Consider the following 21,115-nt stretch of genomic DNA (forward strand, 5'->3'; position numbering starts at 1 on the left):
AAAATTACAGTTCCATTTTAAAAGTGTAACCTCTTGTGCAAAAAAATGTCTAACAAATGCATCCATTGCTCTAAAGTGCTGTCATTAAGACAGTTTGTCCACCAAAACCCACGCATATGTTCTTTAAAATAGCCCTTCGAAATCTACTCAAAAGAAAAGTTTACACACTTATTAATGTTTCAGGATTAGGAATTGGTTTGGCCGCTTGCCTCACCATTTTTCTGTTTGTCAAAGACGAGCTGAACTATGATAAGTTTTACCCAAATGCTGATAATATCTATCGCATTGTAAGGGAGTCAGGTGTTCAGGACGATAAATCAAGTCATGCTGTGATCAATTATAAACTTGGTGAATTGGTAAAGGAAAACCTATCTCAGGTCACCATGCTAACACAGTTTTCGCAGCGCAATGAGGTTAAAGTTAAAGTAGAGGAGACTGTCTTTAATGAGAATAATACTCACTTCACAGACAATCAGTTCTTTCAGGTTTTTGGTGTTGATTTTCTGGAGGGTAATAAAGAGGAGGCGCTTCTCAAGCCTAACCAGGTTGTAATTACAGAAGAGGTTAGTAAAAAGGTTTTTAATGACCAGTCAGCCTATGGCAAGGTTTTATCCATTAATGATATTGACTATGAGGTGGTTGGGGTTGTCAATGAGTTTCCGAAAAATGCCCACCTGCACTTTGACTATTTAATGTCAATAGAAACTACAAGACAAATTTATGGTGAAAGTATGTTTGAACATTGGGGAAATATCTGGATCTATACTTATGCTGTGGTAACTGATGGTGTTAATGCTGGAGAGCTTGACCAGGCCATCAACCAAATGGCTTTGGCAAACGGCCCCACTGAGGTTTTAAATAATTTTAATGTCAAGTTTTTTTCTCAGCCTGTGAGTGATATCCATTTGCACTCGAGCTTATCTTCAGAGATGGAGAAAAATGGAGACTTTCAGCTCGTAGTAATACTTGTAGCAGTGGCAGTTTTAATATTGATTATTGCCTGCTTCAATTTTATAAACCTTTCTACTGCAAGGTCCATGTGGCGTGCCAAGGAAGTAGGAGTGAAGAAGATTTTGGGTATCAGAAAAGGAAACCTTATCAAACAGTTTTTAGGGGAGTCTATGCTGATCACAACCATATCATTTTTGTTTGGGATGGTGCTGATCACTCTGATTTTGCCCTTCTTCAATAATTTTACTGGCAAGGAGCTTTCGTTCAGCGATTTATTAATGGCACTACCAGTTTTTGTCCTACTCATTCTGTTCGTTGGTCTTGCTGCTGGGGCATTTCCAGCTTTTATTATGTCTTCATTCGAGCCACTTAAAATCATAAAAGGTAAGTCTAGTTTTGGCAATTCGAAGATCGCAGGGCCTCTTCGTCAGTTGTTGGTCATATTTCAGTTTACCATCGCTGTTATGCTAATTGTCTGTGCTATAGTTATCTATCAGCAACTCAATTTCATTAAGTCAAAGGATCTGGGAACTAATATAGACAATGTTTTAGTGCTTAATCTGAAGAATAAAAATGTGCGTAGTAATATTGATGCGCTTGAAAACAGCATCCTGCAAGTGTCTGGAGTTACTTCAGTGGCTGCAACTTCTGATCTTCCTTTTGAGGGCTTGAATTCATGGCGGGTGAAAACTAAAGAAGGTGGAGGAAATGAAGAGCTTATTAACGTGCTAACTGCCGATGAGAAATATTTTAGTACGCTAGATATCAAGTGGAGTGAACAAATGGATAAACCGGAACTCGATGACCGGAGTATTATCGTTAATGAAGCCTTTGTAAAGCACTTTTATATTGAAAACCCGATAGGCAAGGAGCTGGTTATAGGTCATATTGAGGAGCCAGTGCAAATTGTCGGTGTGGTAAGTGATTTTCATTATGAATCACTACATGCGGCCATCAAACCATTGATGATGTATGAGCTGCCATCATGGTACAGAAAGCTTGTGGTCAGACTTCAGGATAATGAGAGTAATAACACCTATGCCTCCATTGAACAGGTTTGGAAGAACATAAACCCAGATGATCCTATTGATTACTACTATTTGGAAGATAAATTTTCCTCTCTGTATGACTCTGAAGAAAAGTCAGCTAAGATGATTTCCTATTTTTCAATACTTGCCATTTTTATTGCTTGCCTCGGTCTTTATGGGCTAGCAGCCTTCATGGCTGAAACCAGACTTAAGGAAATTAGTGTGAGAAAAGTGTTAGGTGCATCGCTGCGCGAGCTTGTAACCATTCAATACAAGGTGTTTTTCAAACTGATTATAGTAGCGGGAATTATGGGTATCCCAATGGCTATAGCACTTACTAACAACTGGCTTAATGGTTTTGCCTACCGTGTTGATTTTCAGGAGTGGGTTATAGTTCTGGCTTTGGGAATATTGCTTTTTAGCAGTTTAATTAGCGTAGGCTACAGCTCATTGAAGGCAGCATCTTCTAATCCAGCTGATAATTTGAGAGTGGAGTAGACCACTACTACTTCTTGCTCTTTTTGGCTTTCGGATTGAAGTCTAGGGCAAGGTCTATCCAATATTCAAGGTCTTCGTCCATATCAAAGCCTTCTGGCTTCACAAAGACAAAGCCTTTCATAGGCCTTCCTGTGAAATCCATTGGCGCGCAACCAGTTTTGGTGAATGCTTCTTCCATGGCCTCTTCACCAATGCGTGCCATCAGCAAGTCTTCATTTGTTTTTTTGTCAACCAGTAAACCAACACACATTTTCTCATCTACCATAAATACATAGCCACCCATCATTTTCTTTCCGAAGAAAGGCGCCTTTCTTTCTGTGAAGATGCGTTCTATGCGTTCTTGTAAATACTCATTGTAAGCCATGACATGAATTTAATGAAAATAGGGTATCTCCATTGGAGAGATACCCTATTTCTACGAATCAAAATTTATTTTGGTTAAAAATTAACCTGTTATCTCCGGATAATAGCCCTCATTAACTGCACCAACTGCCAGTGTAACCCAAGCAAGTATAAGCGCTAATATGATCTTAAATATGTAATGAATATTTATTCCTGACCATTTTCTTGTCAGTGCATCAATAGGAGAAAAGAAAATTAAAGAAGCAATGATCAATGCTATTCCAAATTCAAAATCGTTACCGCGAAGCATGTTCAGAATTCCATGAGTAAAGATGTAAGTGCCAAATAGGGCACTTACTACATTTTCGAATTTTAATGATGATGTCATGATCAAAAATTTATTCAGTTTCGATATTTAATTTATACCAGTTGATATTTCTAGTGAAATACATGGTTGCTGCCAGAATTACGGTTAAGCCGATGCTTCCCATTAATAATGCATAGTCAGCCAGCTGTAGGGTGACAAATAAGAAACCATAAATACCTGATAAGGTAGTAACTAAAAGCAGCGTTAGTTTTTTGGCCTTAAATACACTCATTGAATAAAGCGTGATCATGCTTACAATACCAGCAGCTGATAAGCCATAGGCGAAATTGAAGTTGGAGTGCTCGGAGATGGAGACCAACAGTATGTAGAAAAGACATAATGCTAAACCAACCAGTGCATATTGGAAGGGGTGGATCTTTTTGCCATTGAGTACTTCCACCAGAAAGAAGATCAGGAAAGTTAGTGCAATAGTCATGACCGCGTATTTTGCTGATCGGGTGGACTTTTGATAATCGTCCATTGGCATCAAAAAATTTACTCCGAATAGAGATGATTCCAATGGTACTTTTATTTCTCCCTGCGTCCATGACTGTGGAAAATTTCTGTTAAGGTTCAATATTTTCCAATCTGCAGTGAAGCCAGCTTCCGTTACTTCTCTATTGTCAGGCAAGAAGCTGCCATCAAAGCTTGGGGTATCCCAGTTCGATTGTAGATTGACATTGGTTGTACTACCCAAGGGAATAAATGACATGTTCTGACTACCCTGAAGCTTCAAAGTATAGTCAAATGGAATGTCGGTATTTATGTATTCTTCAACATTCGGGACGTTGATGGTCATACCGGCATATACCACATCTGATATTTTTGAGCCTGGCTTTACAGTAAGCTCTTCTTTGTTCCAGTTGAAGTTGATATGATCCTTGATACCCCTCAAATCTTTTATACCTATAGTTATAAAGGCCTGATTAAATTTAATTTGTTTAAGGTTGATTTGATCGAAGGTCTTTTCGAAATTGAATTTTCCTGAAAGCTTCAAATCTGATTTGTAAACAGCGATTTCATATATGCCCCTTTTAAGCTTTTCTGGGGTTACATCACCTTTGATATTCAGCTCTTCAGGTAGTATATACCAATTAACCTGATTTTGATAGGTAGTATTTTTTTCCTTATCAAAGTATTCGTATACCAACGGAATGGTCAGAATTGGGCCTGTAATGATTTGCTGTCCACCCCACTTGCTACTGACTTCATTCATAGCTTCTAAGCTCAGACTTTCTCTCTCATAAATGACAGAAGTAATCATTGAGGTAGGGATGAGTAGCAGCAACATCAGTATAGTGATTGTGGCTAGTTTTAACATGATTGAGTGCTTCACCCAACTGTTAACTTTTTCGAAAGTGGTGTTTTGTTCTTCCATTGTTTGTTTTATTTAAAAGTACTTTGTATTTCAAAGTAAAAGGGTAAAAAAATTTATTTGAGTAGTTGTTCTATTGCTTTTATGTGTTTGACAAATGCATCCTTTCCTTCATCGGTAGCAGCATATTTAGTATTTGGTTTTCGGTCTAAAAACTCCTTTTTAAAGCTGATGTACTTACTTTTTTCTAAAGACTTAAGGTGGCTGGCCAGGTTACCGTCCGTTACATCAAGTAGCTCTTTAAGGGTGTTAAAATCCAGATAATCATTAACGACCAGTGCCGACATGATGCCCAGCCTTACCTTATTTTCAAATGCTTTATTTAAATCTTTGAGTATTTCCTTCACGACTCATACTTTCTGTGCATCACCAAACCATAAACGATGTGCAATATACCAAACCCTATGCTCCAGAATATCAGTCCATATCCTATAAAATAAGTAGCGAACAGCCCTAGTGCAATTTCTAGTAGTCCAAGGCTTCTAATTTCATCTAATGTATACTTACTTGCATTTACAAGTGCAAGCCCATAAAAGATGAGTGTTAGAGGAGCTACAATTCCTATATAGCCCTTCATTAGAAGTATCAGGCTCATTATGCCACCAGTAACTAAAGGTATAAAGAGATTGACCAAAAGCCTTTTTGTCTGATGATCCCAAAGCTTTTCATTAGTCTTTTTGGCTCTGCGAGTGGTGAAGAAAACACCTGCACCAATTGATAGAATTAAGGTGCCAATAGCAATGGACAATAGGCTGATAATAGTTTCATTATTTAATACAGCCACTCTATATCCTAAATAATTTTGATCGGTATAAACTGTAGTATATGCCAAATATGCTCCTGCAAGAGCAAAAATCCCTGCAAATACACCCGCCAATCCACTTAGGGAAATTAGCCTTGAAGATCGGCTCATGATTGACTTGATTTCCTTTAAGTCATCAATATATTTTTGTTGATCCATAGAAAGTACTTTGAAATACAAAGTAAATATAAAGAAATGAATTTAGCATCATAATACTTCTAATAAATTTTATTTGATATCTATCCGAATAATTTCTGTCAACCTGTTAGAACAAATAGTGATTTCTGATTCAGGTGCTTCCTGTATTACTATTAATTCATTTTGGTTCAGCTGATGCTCTTTATCAATCTGGACAGTGGCCATTCCTTTATTTAAATAGAAGAACGTAAGCTGATTACTCGAGTTAAGCTTTACACTTTTTGATCCTTCAAAAGTAATGGGAGTAAGAGTGCCTAAAGTTCGGCCTCGCGTCATTAAATTAAAATCTCTGCAGGTACCTAGACATTTTGTGGTCCAGTCGCCCGAAAACCGATCACTGTCAAATTTCTTCAGGTCCTTTTGATGATGCCCGTCATGAGTGAGTGTTATTTCACCATCTAAAACCATGAGCGTACGACTAACTCCGGGGAGTTTAGTAAAAATTGATTCTTCAATTTCAACAGTAGCAATACTTAACCTGAAGTTATAGTCATTGTTCTTAAACTGAGTTTCAATAGGGTCGATGTATAATTGTGTGGTTGTTCCTCCAGACCACGATGTCATTATATAATCCGATGAATTTAGAATCTTAATATCCATGCAGGTTAATTGATTCGGTTTCCTGAAGTTCAATGGATCTTTTCATTTTCTTCATAATGACCTGAAAATGATGATCTTCTTTTTCGGTGATAAGAGAAATTGCTTCACCAGGATTTTCTGCCCTTCCAGTTCTTCCAATTCTATGGATGAAGTCCTTTGGAGATCTTGGTAACTCATAATTAATAACATGAGGTAGAAATTCTATATCAATCCCTCTCGATAGGAGGTCTGTGGTAACAAGTACAGGCAGCTTACCACTTTTGAAATTTTTAAGTCCCTCTATTCTGGCAAACTGGCTTTTTTTACCGTGAATCGCTTTGGCATGAATACCATTCTTATTCAATTTCTCAGCTACACTATCTGCCTTGTGAATGGACGAGGTAAATACCATGACCTGCTTAAGTTCCAGATGCTTAATTAAATATCTTAAAAACGGTCCCTTTCTTTCTTCTGTTACTTTATATGCCGATTGCTTAATAAGATCAACAGTAGCTTCTTTTTCCTCAATCTTGATAGTGATTGGATTACTGAGAATCAACCGATCCATCGACTTTATGTCATTGCTAAGTGTAGCAGAAAAAAGTAGATTTTGCCTTCTCTTTGGTAGAAGAGTAAGTATTTGATCCAACTCTTTTCTGAAACCCATGTTGAGCATTTTATCGGCTTCATCAAGTACGAGTGTTTTAACATCATCAAGGTGTACGGCATTTTTATCAGCCAGCTCTATTAACCTTCCTGGTGTTGCTATCAGAATTTGAGTGCCTATCATTTTTTTCATTTGTGGGTTAATGGAGGCACCTCCAAAAACGGCCATTGCTTTTGGTGGATGGTTAAGATAAGGGCTGAATTGTAAGAAGACTTCTAATACTTGATTGGCCAGTTCACGGGTCGGCACTAATATTAGACTTGTAACAAATCTATTTCTTGTGGTTTTTCTATCTGCTTCCTTAACTAATATTGGAAGAACATAACTGGCTGTTTTCCCAGAGCCAGTCTTAGCAATTGCTAACACATCATTCCCATCAATTATGGCCGGAATTGCTTTTTCCTGAATCGGATAGGGTTTTTTGTAATGATCTTTTTCAATGCCCTTAGAAAGAGGGACAGGCAACTTAAGAGAGGTAAAGGACATGCTGTAAAGATTTATTAGGCAAAATTAACCTTTAAATCAGGACAATAGGAGAATATCCGAAAGATATATGTTTCAAATTAACATTCGCAGAGCTACTTTTAGCTTATGGATCGCCAGTTCAAATTCAAAGCCTGGAATAAGGAAACTCAACTAATGATGCGCTTAAATCAGATAGATTGTGAAAAGGGAGTGCTTTATAAGAAAGACCATGTCCTTCTGCAGTTTACCGGGCATTATGATAAAAGCAAAACAGAGGTTTATGAGGCTGATATTCTCCTTTTCGGTACTGAAAAAAGAATGATTGTCTGGGATGAGCCTCGGAATGGCTGGGCGATGATTGGTGAGAAAGGTAAAAAAACAGCCACTTTTAGTAAATATGAATTGGAAAAAGGCGTTAAACTTTGCAGTTACTATGAGTCGCCATCAACTTTTGAAAGGTAAATGGTGACCTTTGGCTTAATTTTTGGATATAGAGATAACTTTTACAGAGTTCAAAATAAGAAGAGGTTATGAAAGTATCTGTTAACATTAATAGCGACATAATCACAGCAGGGGAAGCAAGTGTCGTTGGTCATCTTTGTGATGGACTAATGAAGGATATTGAGTCTTTGAAATGCAATAAGTGTACTGCTGAAAGTGAGGTAGTACTACATGTCAATACCTCAAAATTTTCTGCATTAAGGACTGAAATAAAGGCTTGTTGCCCTGAGTTTCATGCGGAAATAGAAAATGCGATGTTGGTAGAGGCTTAGCCCATCTTCTCGCTGATATAAGCAACAGCCTGAGTCATGGTTTGCAGTTTCTCTGCATCTTCATCAGGTATTCTAATATTGAAAGTCTGTTCGAACTCCATCACCAATTCAGCATAATCTAAAGAATCTATTCCTAGATCTTTGACAAAATTGGCATCAGGAGTAACTTCCGTTTCAGCAATACCTAATTTATCAACTAGTATTTTGGTGATTTTATCGTTTATATCCATTGGGGTTCTTTTTTGCTCTAGCAATCCGTAAATCTATGAAATAAATTAAAATCGCAAAAAGAACTCTGTCCCTTCATCTACTTTCGATTTTACTCCGAGCATGCCCTGATGCTGCCTCATGATTTGACGCGATAAACTTAGACCTATACCCGAGCCACTCTTTTTAGTAGTAAAAAACGGAATAAAGATTTTCTGAAGTGCCTCATCATCAATGCCATTGCCATTATCTTTTACAGATATTATGGGCCTGCTCTTCTCATCAAAATATGCCTTTACTTCTACCAGTTTGTTCGTTTGCTCATCAAAGGCTTGTGTAGCATTTTTTATCAGGTTAATCAATACCTGCTCTATTAATTCTTTATCGGCATTTATGGTCATTGAAGGCGGGTCTACATTAATTGATGCCTTTACATCATTAGATTCAATTTCTTTTTTCAATAACATTAGCATTTCCACCAACAATGGCTTTACGCCAATCTCTGCAATTTTAGGTTTTGGTATATGCGTCAGGTTTCTAAAGTCCTGAACAAACCTAATGAGCCCCTGGCTTCTCTTTTTGATAGTTTGTACTGCCAGATGCAAGTCTTCAACGTCTTCATTACTAATGGCATTTATTTCCTGATCATTGCTCAACTGATGTTTCAATTCATCTTCTACAGTGTTTGCCAAAGAGCTGATCGGGGTCACGGAGTTCATGATTTCATGAGTCAAGACACGAACAAGGTTTTGCCATGCTTCCATCTCTTTTTCTTCAAGCTCATTTTGAATATTTTGAATGGAAATGAGCTTATACATTTTGCCTCGTAAAGTAAGCTCAATAGCATAAATGGCCAGCTGAACAATATCACCACCAATTTCCATTCTAATGAGATCGCGACCACCGGTTCTTAACCTAATAATGATGTCAACCAGATTCTCATTGAGTGTTTTAAGGTCGCTGATATTCTCAAGTTGGCTTACCTTCAGCAACTTTTTTGCAGCAGTATTAATAATTTGAATCTTGCCCTTTTTATCAAAGGTAATAAGGCCAATACCGATGTGTTGAACAATATTTTTAAGGTACTGATAATCGGCCTCTTTCTCCTTTCTGGCTTCGTGAAGGTTATTAAGTACGTTATTTAATGCTGCATTTAACCTGTTTAATTCAGGGTTGTCAAAGTCAGTCTTATATCTATGCGTGATGTCATCATTCTCGATTGACTCAAGAAATTCAAGAATATCCTCATTGCCGCGCTGTACATACTTAATTAGTGAAATGACCTGCAGCCCGAGTAAGATGAGTAGAATAAGCTCTGTAACTATGTATCCGTCCGAGGCAATAAGAAACGCCAGAGAAAAGATGGTTACTAATAAAGCACCTACTCTAAAAAGCACAGCTGTTTTTACATTACTAAAGTCCATGCTTTTCTAGCCTGCGGTATAGAGAAGCACGTGTAAGGCCTAACTCCTTAGCTGCTTTAGATATATTGCCATCATGAATATTGATGGCTCTTTTGATAACATTTCTTTCTACATCATCAAGGTTAAGGTTGTCAGTAATTACATCATCATTTGAGCTTTGTCCACCTTTAAGAAATAAAAAGTCATTAACCTCAAGCGTTTGATTGTCACTCATAATTACTGCTCTTTCTATAGCATGCTGCAGCTCTCTTATATTACCTGGCCATTGATATTTTTGAAGACTGGTTATAGCATCAGGCGAAATTTTCATGATGTCCTTCCTGTATTTTTTAGTATAGCTGGTCAGAAAATGACTGGCTAATAAAGGAATATCTTCCAGCCTGTCTCTCAAGGGGGGAAGTTTTATTTCAACCGTATTAATTCTGTATAATAAATCTTGCCTGAATGTGCCATCGTTCACCATATCATGCACGTTCATGTTGGTGGCACATACCAGACGAATGTCAATGGGGATTGAAGTATTGGAACCTATTCTTGTAACTTCTCTATTTTGAAGAACAGTTAATAACTTCGACTGCAATGGCATACTTAAATTTCCTATCTCATCTAAAAATAATGTTCCGTTATTGGCAAGTTCAAACCTTCCTGCACGATCGTCTTTAGCATCAGTAAAAGATCCTTTTTTATGACCAAACAACTCACTTTCAAATAGGGTTTGGGTAATTGCTCCCATATCTACCCCTATAAAACTTTGATCTTTACGCAAAGACCTTTGGTGTATGGCTCGCGCCACCAATTCTTTACCGGTTCCGTTCTCACCTAAGATGAGGACGTTGGCATCAGTCTTCGCCACTTTTTCTATAAGGTTAAATACTTCCTTAATGGAAGAACTAGTACCTATAATGTCTTTAAAAGGCTGGTTAAGGTCAGCTTCTAGCTGTTCCTTAGCCTTCTTAAGTTTGTCAACTTCTTTGTACGAGTGCTTTAATTTTATAGCTGTGGACACGGTGGCAAGAAGCTTTTCATTCTGCCATGGTTTAAGCACAAAATCAGTGGCCCCTTCTTTAAGTGCCTTTACAGCCATTTCTACATCACCAAAAGCGGTTATTAATATTACCACTGCATCTGGGTCATGTTCCAGTATTTGGCTTAGCCAAAAATACCCCTCTTTACCACTGGTAATGTCTTTACTAAAATTCATATCCAGTAAAATCACATCATAAGTATCATTATTAAGAAGGAAAGGGATCTTCTTTGGGTTTTTTTCAATAATTACCTGATGAGCGTGTTTTTTTAAAAGCAGCTTGGCTGCCAATAATACATCCTCATCATCATCGATCATTAGGATCTTGCCGATTTCTTTCTCCACAAGTTATTTGTTTAGGTTACTCCTCTTATGCTAAAAATAATGCCAAGTCGCCCAGGTTATGGAAACACTGTTTTTGACTTATAACATGTACTAAAATGCACAATATTGTTCGTAATCGAACACTGTTTGCTGATTTAGTTAAACATTCTTGCAAGTTCCGCTGTCAGTATGTTAACTTTAGTGAAAAACCACCAAACTATATGAAAAAGATACTATTATTCATGTTCGTGATGGCGTACGCTGTTGGAGTTTATGCACAGTGTAATCCATATTATAATTTTAAAGAAGGGGCCAGCTGGGAAATAACTAACTATTCCGCAAAAGATAAAGTCACAGGAAGACAGGTAAACACCATTAAATCAATGGAAGACCTTAGCAATGGTTGGAAGGCTGAAATGAATATGAAGAGCTATGATAAGAAGGATGAACTGGTAATCGATAAAGATATTGAGGCCAGTTGTGAGAATGGTGTTATCAAACTGGATATGGATAGATTCTTTCCTGAAGAGACTATGCAGGCTTTTAAAGACATGGATATGACCATTGAAACTGAGAATTTGGAGATACCGTCAGATCTTAGTGTGGGAATGTCACTTAATGATGCTTCTCTCAAATTGAGTGGAAGTATACCTTTTAAAATGGAAGTTAATATTACCAATAGGAAGGTTGAGGCTAAAGAATCTATTACAACTCCTGCCGGCACGTTTGACTGTTATAAGATTACTTATACAATCAATACTAAGTCTATAATGTCTATGGAAACTTCTGGTGTAGACTGGATTGCTAAAGATGTGGGAATGGTAAAATCCGAGAATTATAAGAAAAATGGTAAGCTTCAGGGCTACAGTCTCTTGACAAAAATGGACTAATAGCAACTCTAGTAGCTATGATTTAAGTTAAACATTACATCAATTGATGGATTTAATTAATGTTTTAACAATGGTTTAATAGAGCTTTTAAAGAAATGTGGATTTTTTATGATAAAAGCTTACATCTGAAAAACCTTTTTTAGAAAATTATGTTATATTAGCAGTGTTGTTATTGGGATAACTTGAGAACTTATCCTATTTATTTTGAGTTTTTGACCTTGGAAGTGCTCTTGACCGGAGCACTTCTTTTTTTAGCCTTATTTTATACAAACTCAAAAAATCGAACTTCCTGTTTTCGTGGTAAATAGTTCAAGTGCTTTCATCCCAACTAAAGAATTTCCATTTTCATTCAGTCCTGGGCTCCAAACAACAATACTGTAATCACCAGGCATTATAGCCGCTATTCCGCCCCCAACACCACTTTTTCCTGGAAGCCCAACCTGAAAGGCAAACTCCCCAGCTTCATCATAAAAGCCGCAGGTAAGCATAATTGCGGTTATTCTTTTAAACTGACTTTTTGAAATGTATTGACGGGTATCTACCACTCCTTTACCATGATTCGCAAAAACTCTGAATGCTTTGGCCAGCTGACAACAGGACATTTCAATACTGCAGCAATAGCAATACAACTCTAGTACATCTTCAATTTCGTTTTTGATATTCCCGAATGACTTCATCAGGTTTACCATGGCAGCATTTTTAAAACCTGTTCGCAGCTCTGATTGAGCCACAGCTTCATTATAAAATATTTTATCATCACCAGCTAATGACCTGACGAATCGGAGCATTTCTTCTTTTGGGTTTTCGAAATGGCTTAGCATCATGTCTGTAATAACCAGGGCACCAGAGTTGATAAATGGGTTTCTTGGTATTCCATTTTCATGCTCGAGCTGAACAAGTGAGTTGAATGGGTCTCCTGATGGCTCAACATCTACGCGCTTATAAACGCGCTTACCAATTTTAGAAATCATCAGCGCCAGCATAAACACCTTAGAAATACTTTGTATTGAGAACAATTCCTGCGAGTTACCGGTCTCATAAGATTTTCCATCAAGGGTAAGTAGATATATGGCGAACTTATCCTTTTTTACTTTAGCTAATTCAGGAATATAGTCGGCCACTTTACCTTTACCAATAAGGTGTGACACCTCTTCATTTATTTCTGCCAAAATTTTGTGATAATCCATTGTGCCAAGATACAAAAAAGCCCTTACCGAGATCGGAAAGGGCTTAATTCATTTGAACTTGATTATTTAATTGTCCAACGGCTCGTATTCCTTGAATGGAGAGAGGTCAGCTTTTTCAAGCTCTTCTCTGAGTGGCTTCCATTCAGTTTTAAAGAAGGCATCTACTTTTTTTACAGCCTCGTCTAACTTTAAGTTAGCCTGCTCTAATAATCTATTTTCAGTTTCACCTGGCTCATAAAGCGCACTACCAGCATATCTTGATACACTTCTTATTCTATCTTGAATTGAAGGTTTTTTCTCACCAATGATACCTTGCTTTCCAGTGTTGTCTTTACCAACGAAAGGCTCAAAAAGGGCATTAATAGAATCCATAGCAGCTTTACTCTTATCAATAAGCTCTTTAAATCCATCTTCATCCTTTTCTTTCATCCTTTTGGTAAAGTCTTCAAGTATTTCTTTTGATTCAGCCAGCCTAGTGGTCGCTTTTCCTGCTTTCTCATAACTAGCTTCTATCTTCTTATCAAAATCATATTGAGCTTTAAGAGTGGCATTGGTCACCTTAACCCTTGGGTCGAATTTTACTGTAATCATTGTGGAATCCTCTTTATCACCAAAAGTCATTTTAAGTTTGTACTGCCCAGGCAGCACTGTTGATCCTGATCTTTCAGGGGCATCTTTTCTTGGTGCTCGTCTTGATGGTCCGTCAACTCCTTTTTCATCTAACCTCCAGTACATTCTGTGCACACCGTTTTCTTTTGGAGCTTCAGACTTTAAAGTTCTGATAAGTTTATTCTCTGAATTATATATGGTAAGGATTACAGAGTCATACTTTACTTCGTCTTTTTTTACATCCTCAGTCTTAATCTCTGGTGCTTTATTTTTCTTACCCTTTTTACCCTTAGTTTCTTCTGGTTTAGCATCTTTCTTTTTCTTCTCAGGCTTATTTACCAAATAGGTTATCATTGCGCCACGGCTTCTATTCTCACCATTGAATATTGCATCGGCACCAAAGCGCGTTCCTGAAGGTTGCTGATTTAAAGTAATAAAGGCATCAGGAGCATCATAAAGATCCAGAGTGCTTTTAACTGAATTAGTACCTTGCTTAGCAATGGCTCTTAATGGTCTGATATCATCCAAAACATAGGCTGCTCTTCCGTAAGTGCCTATTACAAGGTCGTGTTCTCTTGGGTGGATGGCCATATCCATGGTCGGTACACTAGAATATCCTTCTTCCCATTTATTCCAGTTAGAGCCTGCATCGAAACTCACATATAAACCTCCTTCAGATCCTAAGAACATTAATTTAGGCTCTAATGGATCTTGTATAAATGACAAGGTGTAATTCCAAACCTGGCCTTCACTCACCATATTTGTCCAGGTATTACCAAAGTCTGTTGTGTGAAATAAATAAGGTTTATAATCAAAGTTTCTGTAGTTATTGACTATTACAAATGCTTCACCAGCATTATAGGTAGATGCAGTTATTTGAGCTACCCATCCAGCTTTCGGCATACCTGTAATTTTAGAAGTGACATTAGACCATGACTTTCCTCCGTCTCTGGTTATTTGTACATACCCATCATCTGTTCCTACCCAAATAATGTCCTTTTGAACCGGGCTAGGGGCTATTGCCAATATGGTGGTATTATTTTCTGCACCAGTGGCATCCATAGTTAAGCCACCACTTTCATATTGTTTTTGTTTCTCAGGGTCGTTAGTTGTCAAATCCGGAGAGATGACTTTCCAAGTTTTTCCTTTGTTGGTACTCTTATGCACAAACTGGCTTCCATAATAAACAGTTGAGTTATTAAATGGATCTTGCGCTATTGCAGCATTCCAGTTAAACCTCAACCTCATGTCAGCATCAGGATGTGTTGGTTGTGCATATCTATTGTGCCCAGTTTCCCTATCATATATAGAAAGCGAACCTTCTTGAGACATGGTATAACCATACCTAGAGTTGTCAGGGTCTGGAACAACATCAAAGCCATCTCCAAAAGAGATCTCCTGCCAGTATGAGTTTCTTATTCCCTGAGATTTCCAAACATATGCGGGGCCAGCCCATGAACCATTATCCTGCATACCACCATAAACATTGTATGGATATTCCATATCTACATTGATATGGTAGAACTGAGCTAAAGGAAGGTTTTCAACAAAACGCCATGAAACGCCTCTGTCTCTGGAAATATTAAGTCCACCATCATTACCTTCAATGATGAAATTAGGATCTTTTGGATTTACATAAAATGAGTGATGGTCAGGGTGAACACCTTTATTAGTACCATAAGCATCCATCAACTGTGAGAAGTTCTTGCCGCCATCATTACTTACATTCACATAGGTGAAAATAGTGTACAGTCTATTGTCATTGATAGGGTCAACATATACTTCAGAATAGTAGAAAGGTCGATTACCAATTTCATTGCCTTTATTTGACATTAAAGACCACGTATAGCCACCATCATCAGAACGATACAATCCGTTTTTACTAGATTCTATTAGAGCATAAACTCTATTTGGATTACTGGGAGCCACAGCCACTCCTATTCTTCCTAAATCTCCTTTGGGTAAGCCATCCTCTTCCGAAAGTTTTTTCCAGTTTCTACCGCCATCAACAGTAACATATAATCCTGATCCTGGTCCACCTGACTTAAAAGTCCATGGTTTTCTGCGATGCTCCCACATAGCAGCAAAAAGCTTATTTGGATTTGTTGGATCCATTACTAAATCTGCCGCACCTGTTTTATTATCTACAAATAGAACTTTTGTCCAGGTTTCACCACCGTCAGTTGTCTTAAAAACACCTCTTTCTGGATGCTCACCCCAAGGTGAACCAATAGCACCTACATATACGGTATTTGGATTCAGCGGATCTATTACAATTCTATGAATATGACGCGTCTTTTCAAGCCCCATGAGCTTCCATGACTTTCCGCCATCATAGCTTTTATAGATTCCGAATCCACCATTCAAACTATTTCTTGGATTACCTTCTCCGGTACCTGCCCAAACTACATCTGGGTTATTTTGCTGAATCGCCACGGCACCAATTGACATTACCTTTTCCTTATCAAATACAGGATTAAAGCTGATGCCACCATTTACTGATTTCCACAACCCGCCAGAGGCAGTTCCAACATAAATTATGTCTTTATTATCGTCCACTGCATCAATGGCAGTAACACGGCCACTCATTCCGGCAGGGCCGATACTTCTCGGTGTCATGCCTTTAAAAACAGACATATCAACCTTCTGAGCTTTTAGTGTGAAGCAAAAAAACAGTAACATGCCTAGTAGCATGCCAGACTTGGTATAATTATTCATAATGATGTTAGGTTTAATAGTTGAATAAAGATGCCATCAAATATTCAGCGAAGCAACCAATGCCGCTGGTGATTATTCCATTTTTCCACTAGCGGTAGAAATTACAGAAATGCGACTTCTTTAAAAGCAAAATACCTAAGCCCAGTAGTTGTTTCAATTTCTAATCGGCCGTCTTTGTCTATTCCGGTAATCTTGCCATTGAAGATTTTATCAGCCTCAAAAAGCCGGTCTTCACAGAAACCAAGCATTTGGTTTAAATATTCATTTTTAAGTGCAGCGGCATCGCCTTTTTTAAGCTGTATGTATCTTGATTCTAAGCAATTCCCCAGCTGTTCAAGAGCCATTTGTAATGTCAATTCTTTTAACGCAGTAAGTTTTAATGAAGTAGCCTTGGGATGAGAAAAATTCTCCTGATTAATATTAAGGCCAATACCTACTACACTGGTTTCTATATTACTGGCTTTCAGGTTATTTTGTATTAGAATGCCTGCTATTTTCTGCTCATGATAATAGATGTCGTTAGGCCATTTGACCATGAAACCTTTTTTATATTGATTTAAGAAATCTAGGATACCTAATGATACAGCCATGTTGAGTTGAAACTGCTGATTGGCCGCTAGAAATTGAGGTCTCAAAATCATTGAAAATGTCAGGTTTTTCTCAGGCTGAGCTTCCCATGAATTTCCACGCTGACCTTTTCCGGCAGTTTGGTTGTTAGTAATGATAATAGTGCCTTCCGGCAGTTTTTCATCTTTTAGCATCTGACTCGCTACTTCATTTGTTGAATGACAAGATGGCAGGAAAACGAGCTTTTTGCCTACAAATAATGTTTTGGCAAGAATTTTATACAAGTATTTTCGTAATTTTGATAAGTCTAACCAAAGATAGTGAATGGATGTAAATAAGGATTTCACTCCTTCCGAAAAGTTAAGTGAAGCGGTGGTAAAAGGGATGCAGGAAAAAAAAGCTTCAGATATTGTTGTAATGGATTTGAGGAAAGTGAAAAATGCTGTGGCAGACTATTTTGTCATATGCTCAGGATCTTCCGACACACAGCTTGATGCTATTGCAGAATCTATAGATGAAGTAGTTTTCAAGTCACTCAAACAAAACCCTTGGCATCAAGAAGGAAAGACTAACAAAGAGTGGTTACTTATTGATTATGTCGATGTAGTGGCTCACGTCTTTAAAAAGGACAAAAGAGAATTTTATTCATTAGAAAAGTTATGGGGTGATGCCACCATTGTGTCGGTTGAAGCCTAAACTAAATTTTATAAGAAACGTTGTACGTTGAATTGAGAAACAAATAAGAGATGCCGGATAAGAAAAAAATATTACCGAACAAACCTCAGAGACCAAACTATCAAGTTTGGATAATTGCCGCTTTAATAGCTTTAATTTTTGGGATTACCTACTTCAATGGAGCCAATAATCTGGTGATCATTACTATGACCAAGTTTGAAAACATGGTGATGAGCAATGATGTGAGCAGGGTTGTGCTGGTGCCAAATCAAAAATATGTTGAGATAACATTAAAAGGTGAAGCACTAAATAATGCCAAGTATAAATCAGAGCTGGAAAGCAAAAACTCTTTTGGCGTAACGGAAGGGCCACATTACAAATTGAAAATAGCCTCTGTAGATAGCTTCGTTGAGAACTATAAGGAGCTTCAGAAAAAACTGCCAAAAGACCAACAAATGGACTATGAGGTAGAAGATAAATCAGACTTCACAACCATGTTGTGGAATTGGGGCTTTTTAGTACTACTACTATTTGGGTTCTGGTTCTTAATGAGAAGAATGACCGGTGGTGGAGGCCCTGGAGGTCAGATATTTAATATTGGTAAATCTAAGGCGGCATTATTTGATGCTGAGAATAAAGTAAAGATCACTTTTGGAAACGTAGCAGGATTAGATGAAGCTAAAGAAGAAGTAAAGGAGATTGTAGACTTCTTAAAGACGCCTAGCAAGTTTACTAAGCTTGGGGGTAAAATACCTAAGGGTGCATTATTAATAGGCCCTCCCGGAACTGGTAAAACGTTATTAGCGAAAGCCGTAGCAGGTGAAGCTGGCGTTCCTTTCTTCACATTATCAGGTTCTGACTTTGTTGAAATGTTTGTTGGTGTTGGTGCTGCCAGAGTAAGAGATTTATTTAAGCAAGCCAAAGAAAAGGCACCATGTATCGTTTTTATAGATGAGATTGACGCTATTGGTAGATCAAGAGGTAGAGGTCAGATGCCAGGCTCTAATGATGAACGTGAAAATACCTTAAACTCTCTATTAGTTGAAATGGATGGTTTCTCGACTGATTCAGGTGTTATCATTTTAGCAGCGACTAACCGCCCGGATGTATTGGATTCGGCCTTAATGAGACCAGGACGTTTTGATAGACAAATAAGTATTGATAAGCCAGATATTGTTGGTAGGGAAGCTATTTTTAAAGTACACTTGAAGCCTTTGAAAATGGCTAAAGATGTTGATCCTAAGAAGTTGTCAGCTCAAACCCCAGGTTTCGCAGGCGCTGAAATAGCTAATGTTTGTAACGAAGCAGCACTTATAGCAGCACGTAGAGATAAAGAGGCGGTTGACCTTCAGGATTTCCAGGATGCAATAGATAGAGTTATCGGTGGATTAGAGAAAAAGAGCAAGATTATATCTCCAGAGGAGAAAAAGATTGTTGCTTATCATGAGGCAGGGCATGCTGTAGCTGGATGGTTCCTTGAGCATGCAGACCCTTTGGTAAAAGTGAGTATTGTTCCAAGAGGAATTGCCGCTTTAGGGTATGCTCAATACCTGCCAAAAGAGCAGTTCTTATATCAGACAGAACAGCTGTTGGATGAAATGTGTATGGCATTAGGTGGAAGGGCATCTGAGGAAATTATTTTTGGGAAGATATCTACAGGTGCTTTGAGTGACCTTGAACGAGTCACTAAAATGGCTTACAGTATTGTATCCGTTTATGGAATGAATGATAAGATTGGTAATGTTTCATTTTATGATTCTAAACAAAGCGATTACAATTTCACGAAGCCTTATTCTGAATCTACATCACAAACTATTGATGCTGAGGTGAGGAAATTAATAGAAGGTGAATATGAGAGAACCAAAGCTTTATTAAGCAAACATAAAGTTGAGCTTGAGGTTATTGCTAAAGAGCTATTAGAAAAGGAAATTATATTCCAAAATGATTTAGAAAGGTTAATTGGCAAAAGACCTTATGAGGCACAAACCTCTTATCAGGCATTTACCAATACAAATGGTAATGCTAAAGATAAGGAGTCAGCTAAAGAAGTAGAAACAGAAGTTAGTCAAGAACCTGAAGCAACATATAGTTCTTCAACGGGAAGCACTGATTCTTCTGATAAGGAAGATGCTAAATAAGCTCAATAAAATAAATTGATAAGAATCAGACGTGTGAGCGTCTGATTTTTTTATTTTTAGTGGTTATGAAATTCGACAACCTTGGTAGTGTAGATAAACTTAATGGCAAGAAGATTTATTTTGCATCTGACTTTCATTTAGGAGCACCCAATAAGGAGGAAAGTCTTAAGCGGGAAAGAAGGATTGTGAGATGGTTAGACTCCATTAGGAGTGATGCTCATTCCATTTATTTGGTGGGTGATATTTTTGATTTCTGGTTTGAGTATAAGCATGCCATTCCAAAGGGCTTTATACGCCTGCAGGGCAAGCTGGCTGAATTAAGAGATGCTGGCATACCAATAATATTTTTTACTGGTAATCATGACATGTGGATGTTTGATTACTTTCCTACAGAATTGGATATTCCAGTGTACCGTGAGCCAAGACAGTTGGTTGTCGGTGATAAGAAGTTTCTTATTGGTCATGGGGATGGCCTTGGCCCTGGCGATCATACATATAAATTTCTCAAACGAATTTTTGAAGGCAAGTTCTGGCAATGGCTGTTTGCGAGATTACATCCTAATTTGGGTATTAGCCTGGCAACGGGTTGGTCTCAAAGCAGCAGGGTAAGCAATCAAAAGAAAGAAGAGGATAAATTTCTGGGAGATAGAGAGTTTTTGTGGCAGTATAGCAAAGATGTTGAAAAAGATGAGCATCACGATTATTACATTTTTGGGCACAGACATCTGCCGCTTAACCTTGAAGTAGGTGAGGCCAATGCTCGTTATTTCAATTTGGGAGAATGGGTGAATTTTAATACCTACGGAGTGTTTGACGGTGAAAAATTTGACCTACTCACCTTTGAAGGCTAGCCCAATATTCATATTACTTTTAACTATTCATTTTAATGTCTCCGGGCAGTTTATTGTTACTGACAGCATAAAGGTTAGCAATATAGATAAAGTGTCTATTGACAGGCAGGGTTCTGTTTATCTTGGCGATGAAAGTGGAAACGTTGATAAATATAATGCTCAGTTAGAACTAACAGACCGCTTCTCACCTGTACAGAAGGGCGAAATTGGAGTATTGGAAGCCTGGAATCCACTTAAGATTTTCGTTTTCTACCAACAACTTCAGCAGTATGCTTTTCTCGACAGGTTTCTCGTTACGGCCAATAGGTATGACATTAAGGACATTTCATCCTATGCAGGGTTGGCAACGGTAAGTTTAGACAATAATCTCTGGCTTATTGACTTAGCAAGATTTGGTTTGATAAAATACAATATCAATTATGCGCAGATTGAAATTGAGCGACCATTCGATTTAAT

20 protein-coding genes and 1 pseudogene are annotated in these 21,115 nt (G+C 37.8%); 8 read left to right on the plus strand and 13 right to left on the minus strand.

Translation table 11 applies throughout. The annotated features are described in order from the left end of the window. Positions 1–116: 116 nt before the first annotated feature. Complete coding sequence (locus E1140_RS20170) at positions 117–2,477, plus strand: ABC transporter permease (RefSeq protein ID WP_155188420.1); 2,361 nt, start codon at positions 117–119, stop codon at positions 2,475–2,477. 7 nt (positions 2,478–2,484) lie between these two features. Here the strand turns inward: E1140_RS20170 and E1140_RS20175 are convergent, their stop codons facing one another. From E1140_RS20175 to E1140_RS20205, 7 genes are all read right to left on the minus strand, one after another. Beyond that, on the minus strand, positions 2,485–2,841 hold the full coding sequence (locus E1140_RS20175; protein WP_155188422.1) for a TfoX/Sxy family protein: 357 nt from the start codon (positions 2,839–2,841) through the stop codon (positions 2,485–2,487). Positions 2,842–2,922: 81 nt separating this feature from the next. Then, positions 2,923–3,207, minus strand: a complete 285-nt coding sequence (locus E1140_RS20180; protein ID WP_155188424.1) for a hypothetical protein — start codon at positions 3,205–3,207, stop codon at positions 2,923–2,925. Positions 3,208–3,217: 10 nt separating this feature from the next. Further along, positions 3,218–4,564: a cell envelope integrity protein CreD gene (gene creD / locus E1140_RS20185; protein ID WP_155188426.1), complete on the minus strand. Its 1,347-nt coding sequence runs from the start codon at positions 4,562–4,564 to the stop codon at positions 3,218–3,220. A gap of 53 nt (positions 4,565–4,617) precedes the next feature. Further along, positions 4,618–4,908, minus strand: a complete 291-nt coding sequence (locus E1140_RS20190; RefSeq protein WP_185153696.1) for a transcriptional regulator — start codon at positions 4,906–4,908, stop codon at positions 4,618–4,620. Further along, positions 4,905–5,522, minus strand: a complete 618-nt coding sequence (locus tag E1140_RS20195) for a hypothetical protein (protein WP_155188428.1) — start codon at positions 5,520–5,522, stop codon at positions 4,905–4,907. The genes E1140_RS20190 and E1140_RS20195 overlap by 4 nt, the downstream gene beginning before the upstream one ends. A 69-nt stretch (positions 5,523–5,591) precedes the next feature. Then, on the minus strand, positions 5,592–6,161 hold the full coding sequence (locus tag E1140_RS20200) for a HutD/Ves family protein (protein ID WP_155188430.1): 570 nt from the start codon (positions 6,159–6,161) through the stop codon (positions 5,592–5,594). Then, the gene (locus E1140_RS20205; protein WP_155188432.1) at positions 6,151–7,293 is read right to left on the minus strand and encodes a DEAD/DEAH box helicase; all 1,143 of its coding nucleotides are present in this window, start codon (positions 7,291–7,293) and stop codon (positions 6,151–6,153) included. Before E1140_RS20205 ends, E1140_RS20200 begins: the two co-directional genes overlap by 11 nt. Positions 7,294–7,398: 105 nt before the next feature. Here E1140_RS20205 and E1140_RS20210 point away from each other — a divergent pair, with 105 nt between their 5' ends. Together E1140_RS20210 and E1140_RS20215 are read left to right on the plus strand one after the other, a co-directional pair. Continuing rightward, a complete protein-coding gene (locus E1140_RS20210) occupies positions 7,399–7,734 on the plus strand; it encodes a YopX family protein (protein WP_155188434.1) in 336 nt (111 codons plus the stop codon). A 68-nt stretch (positions 7,735–7,802) separates the two neighbouring features. Next, positions 7,803–8,045: a hypothetical protein gene (locus tag E1140_RS20215; RefSeq protein WP_155188436.1), complete on the plus strand. Its 243-nt coding sequence runs from the start codon at positions 7,803–7,805 to the stop codon at positions 8,043–8,045. Here E1140_RS20215 and E1140_RS20220 read toward each other — a convergent pair. Genes E1140_RS20220 through E1140_RS20230 form a run of 3 tightly spaced genes read right to left on the minus strand, consistent with a single transcriptional unit; the run spans position 8,042 to position 11,018 of the window. Next, positions 8,042–8,275 carry an acyl carrier protein gene (locus E1140_RS20220; RefSeq protein ID WP_155188438.1) on the minus strand — a complete coding sequence of 78 codons (234 nt, stop codon included), beginning with the start codon at positions 8,273–8,275 and terminating at the stop codon, positions 8,042–8,044. The two genes, E1140_RS20215 and E1140_RS20220, sit on opposite strands and share 4 nt — an antisense overlap. 45 nt (positions 8,276–8,320) lie before the next feature. Continuing rightward, the gene (locus E1140_RS20225) at positions 8,321–9,676 is read right to left on the minus strand and encodes a sensor histidine kinase (protein WP_155188440.1); all 1,356 of its coding nucleotides are present in this window, start codon (positions 9,674–9,676) and stop codon (positions 8,321–8,323) included. Next, positions 9,666–11,018, minus strand: coding sequence for a sigma-54-dependent transcriptional regulator (locus tag E1140_RS20230; RefSeq protein WP_155188462.1), 1,353 nt, complete (start codon positions 11,016–11,018; stop codon positions 9,666–9,668). Before E1140_RS20230 ends, E1140_RS20225 begins: the two co-directional genes overlap by 11 nt. Before the next feature lie 227 nt (positions 11,019–11,245). Between E1140_RS20230 and E1140_RS20235 the strand changes: the two genes are divergently transcribed. Continuing rightward, complete coding sequence (locus tag E1140_RS20235; RefSeq protein WP_155188442.1) at positions 11,246–11,914, plus strand: TapB family protein; 669 nt, start codon at positions 11,246–11,248, stop codon at positions 11,912–11,914. Between the two features lie 272 nt (positions 11,915–12,186). Here E1140_RS20235 and E1140_RS20240 read toward each other — a convergent pair whose 3' ends face one another. From E1140_RS20240 to E1140_RS20250, 3 genes are all read right to left on the minus strand, one after another. After that, entirely contained in the window at positions 12,187–13,101 is a 915-nt protein-coding gene (locus tag E1140_RS20240) for a glutaminase (RefSeq protein ID WP_155188444.1), read from the minus strand. Between the two features lie 66 nt (positions 13,102–13,167). After that, the gene (locus tag E1140_RS20245) at positions 13,168–16,428 is read right to left on the minus strand and encodes a WD40/YVTN/BNR-like repeat-containing protein (RefSeq protein ID WP_246203071.1); all 3,261 of its coding nucleotides are present in this window, start codon (positions 16,426–16,428) and stop codon (positions 13,168–13,170) included. 101 nt (positions 16,429–16,529) lie between these two features. Then, positions 16,530–17,279, minus strand: coding sequence for a biotin--[acetyl-CoA-carboxylase] ligase (locus tag E1140_RS20250; protein ID WP_155188446.1), 750 nt, complete (start codon positions 17,277–17,279; stop codon positions 16,530–16,532). Between the two features lie 40 nt (positions 17,280–17,319). Here E1140_RS20250 and rsfS point away from each other — a divergent pair, with 40 nt between their 5' ends. From rsfS to E1140_RS20270, 4 genes and pseudogenes are all read left to right on the plus strand, one after another. Next, the gene (rsfS, locus tag E1140_RS20255) at positions 17,320–17,691 is read left to right on the plus strand and encodes a ribosome silencing factor (RefSeq protein WP_155188454.1); all 372 of its coding nucleotides are present in this window, start codon (positions 17,320–17,322) and stop codon (positions 17,689–17,691) included. A gap of 50 nt (positions 17,692–17,741) precedes the next feature. Then, positions 17,742–19,808, plus strand: coding sequence for an ATP-dependent zinc metalloprotease FtsH (gene ftsH, locus E1140_RS20260; protein ID WP_155188456.1), 2,067 nt, complete (start codon positions 17,742–17,744; stop codon positions 19,806–19,808). Between the two features lie 65 nt (positions 19,809–19,873). Next, positions 19,874–20,659: a UDP-2,3-diacylglucosamine diphosphatase gene (locus E1140_RS20265; protein WP_155188458.1), complete on the plus strand. Its 786-nt coding sequence runs from the start codon at positions 19,874–19,876 to the stop codon at positions 20,657–20,659. Next, positions 20,649–21,115, plus strand: a pseudogene (locus E1140_RS20270) (hypothetical protein); the annotation flags it as partial. The gene E1140_RS20265 and the pseudogene E1140_RS20270, both read left to right, overlap by 11 nt.

This window comes from Fulvivirga lutimaris (assembly GCF_009711525.1).
Taxonomy (GTDB): Bacteria; Bacteroidota; Bacteroidia; order Cytophagales; family Cyclobacteriaceae; genus Fulvivirga; species Fulvivirga lutimaris.

Bases quoted from the DNA above. Each gene is read 5' to 3' on its own strand.
- E1140_RS20170 (WP_155188420.1), top strand. From the start codon at position 117: ATGTTCTTTAAAATAGCCCTTCGAAATCTACTCAAAAGAAAAGTTTAC.
- E1140_RS20175 (WP_155188422.1), bottom strand. From the start codon at position 2,841: ATGGCTTACAATGAGTATTTACAAGAACGCATAGAACGCATCTTCACA.
- E1140_RS20180 (WP_155188424.1), bottom strand. From the start codon at position 3,207: ATGACATCATCATTAAAATTCGAAAATGTAGTAAGTGCCCTATTTGGC.
- creD (WP_155188426.1), bottom strand. From the start codon at position 4,564: ATGGAAGAACAAAACACCACTTTCGAAAAAGTTAACAGTTGGGTGAAG.
- E1140_RS20195 (WP_155188428.1), bottom strand. From the start codon at position 5,522: ATGGATCAACAAAAATATATTGATGACTTAAAGGAAATCAAGTCAATC.
- E1140_RS20200 (WP_155188430.1), bottom strand. From the start codon at position 6,161: ATGGATATTAAGATTCTAAATTCATCGGATTATATAATGACATCGTGG.
- E1140_RS20205 (WP_155188432.1), bottom strand. From the start codon at position 7,293: ATGTCCTTTACCTCTCTTAAGTTGCCTGTCCCTCTTTCTAAGGGCATT.
- E1140_RS20210 (WP_155188434.1), top strand. From the start codon at position 7,399: ATGGATCGCCAGTTCAAATTCAAAGCCTGGAATAAGGAAACTCAACTA.
- E1140_RS20215 (WP_155188436.1), top strand. From the start codon at position 7,803: ATGAAAGTATCTGTTAACATTAATAGCGACATAATCACAGCAGGGGAA.
- E1140_RS20220 (WP_155188438.1), bottom strand. From the start codon at position 8,275: ATGGATATAAACGATAAAATCACCAAAATACTAGTTGATAAATTAGGT.
- E1140_RS20225 (WP_155188440.1), bottom strand. From the start codon at position 9,676: ATGGACTTTAGTAATGTAAAAACAGCTGTGCTTTTTAGAGTAGGTGCT.
- E1140_RS20230 (WP_155188462.1), bottom strand. From the start codon at position 11,018: ATGATCGATGATGATGAGGATGTATTATTGGCAGCCAAGCTGCTTTTA.
- E1140_RS20235 (WP_155188442.1), top strand. From the start codon at position 11,246: ATGAAAAAGATACTATTATTCATGTTCGTGATGGCGTACGCTGTTGGA.
- E1140_RS20240 (WP_155188444.1), bottom strand. From the start codon at position 13,101: ATGGATTATCACAAAATTTTGGCAGAAATAAATGAAGAGGTGTCACAC.
- E1140_RS20245 (WP_246203071.1), bottom strand. From the start codon at position 16,428: ATGAATAATTATACCAAGTCTGGCATGCTACTAGGCATGTTACTGTTT.
- rsfS (WP_155188454.1), top strand. From the start codon at position 17,320: ATGGATGTAAATAAGGATTTCACTCCTTCCGAAAAGTTAAGTGAAGCG.
- ftsH (WP_155188456.1), top strand. From the start codon at position 17,742: ATGCCGGATAAGAAAAAAATATTACCGAACAAACCTCAGAGACCAAAC.
- E1140_RS20265 (WP_155188458.1), top strand. From the start codon at position 19,874: ATGAAATTCGACAACCTTGGTAGTGTAGATAAACTTAATGGCAAGAAG.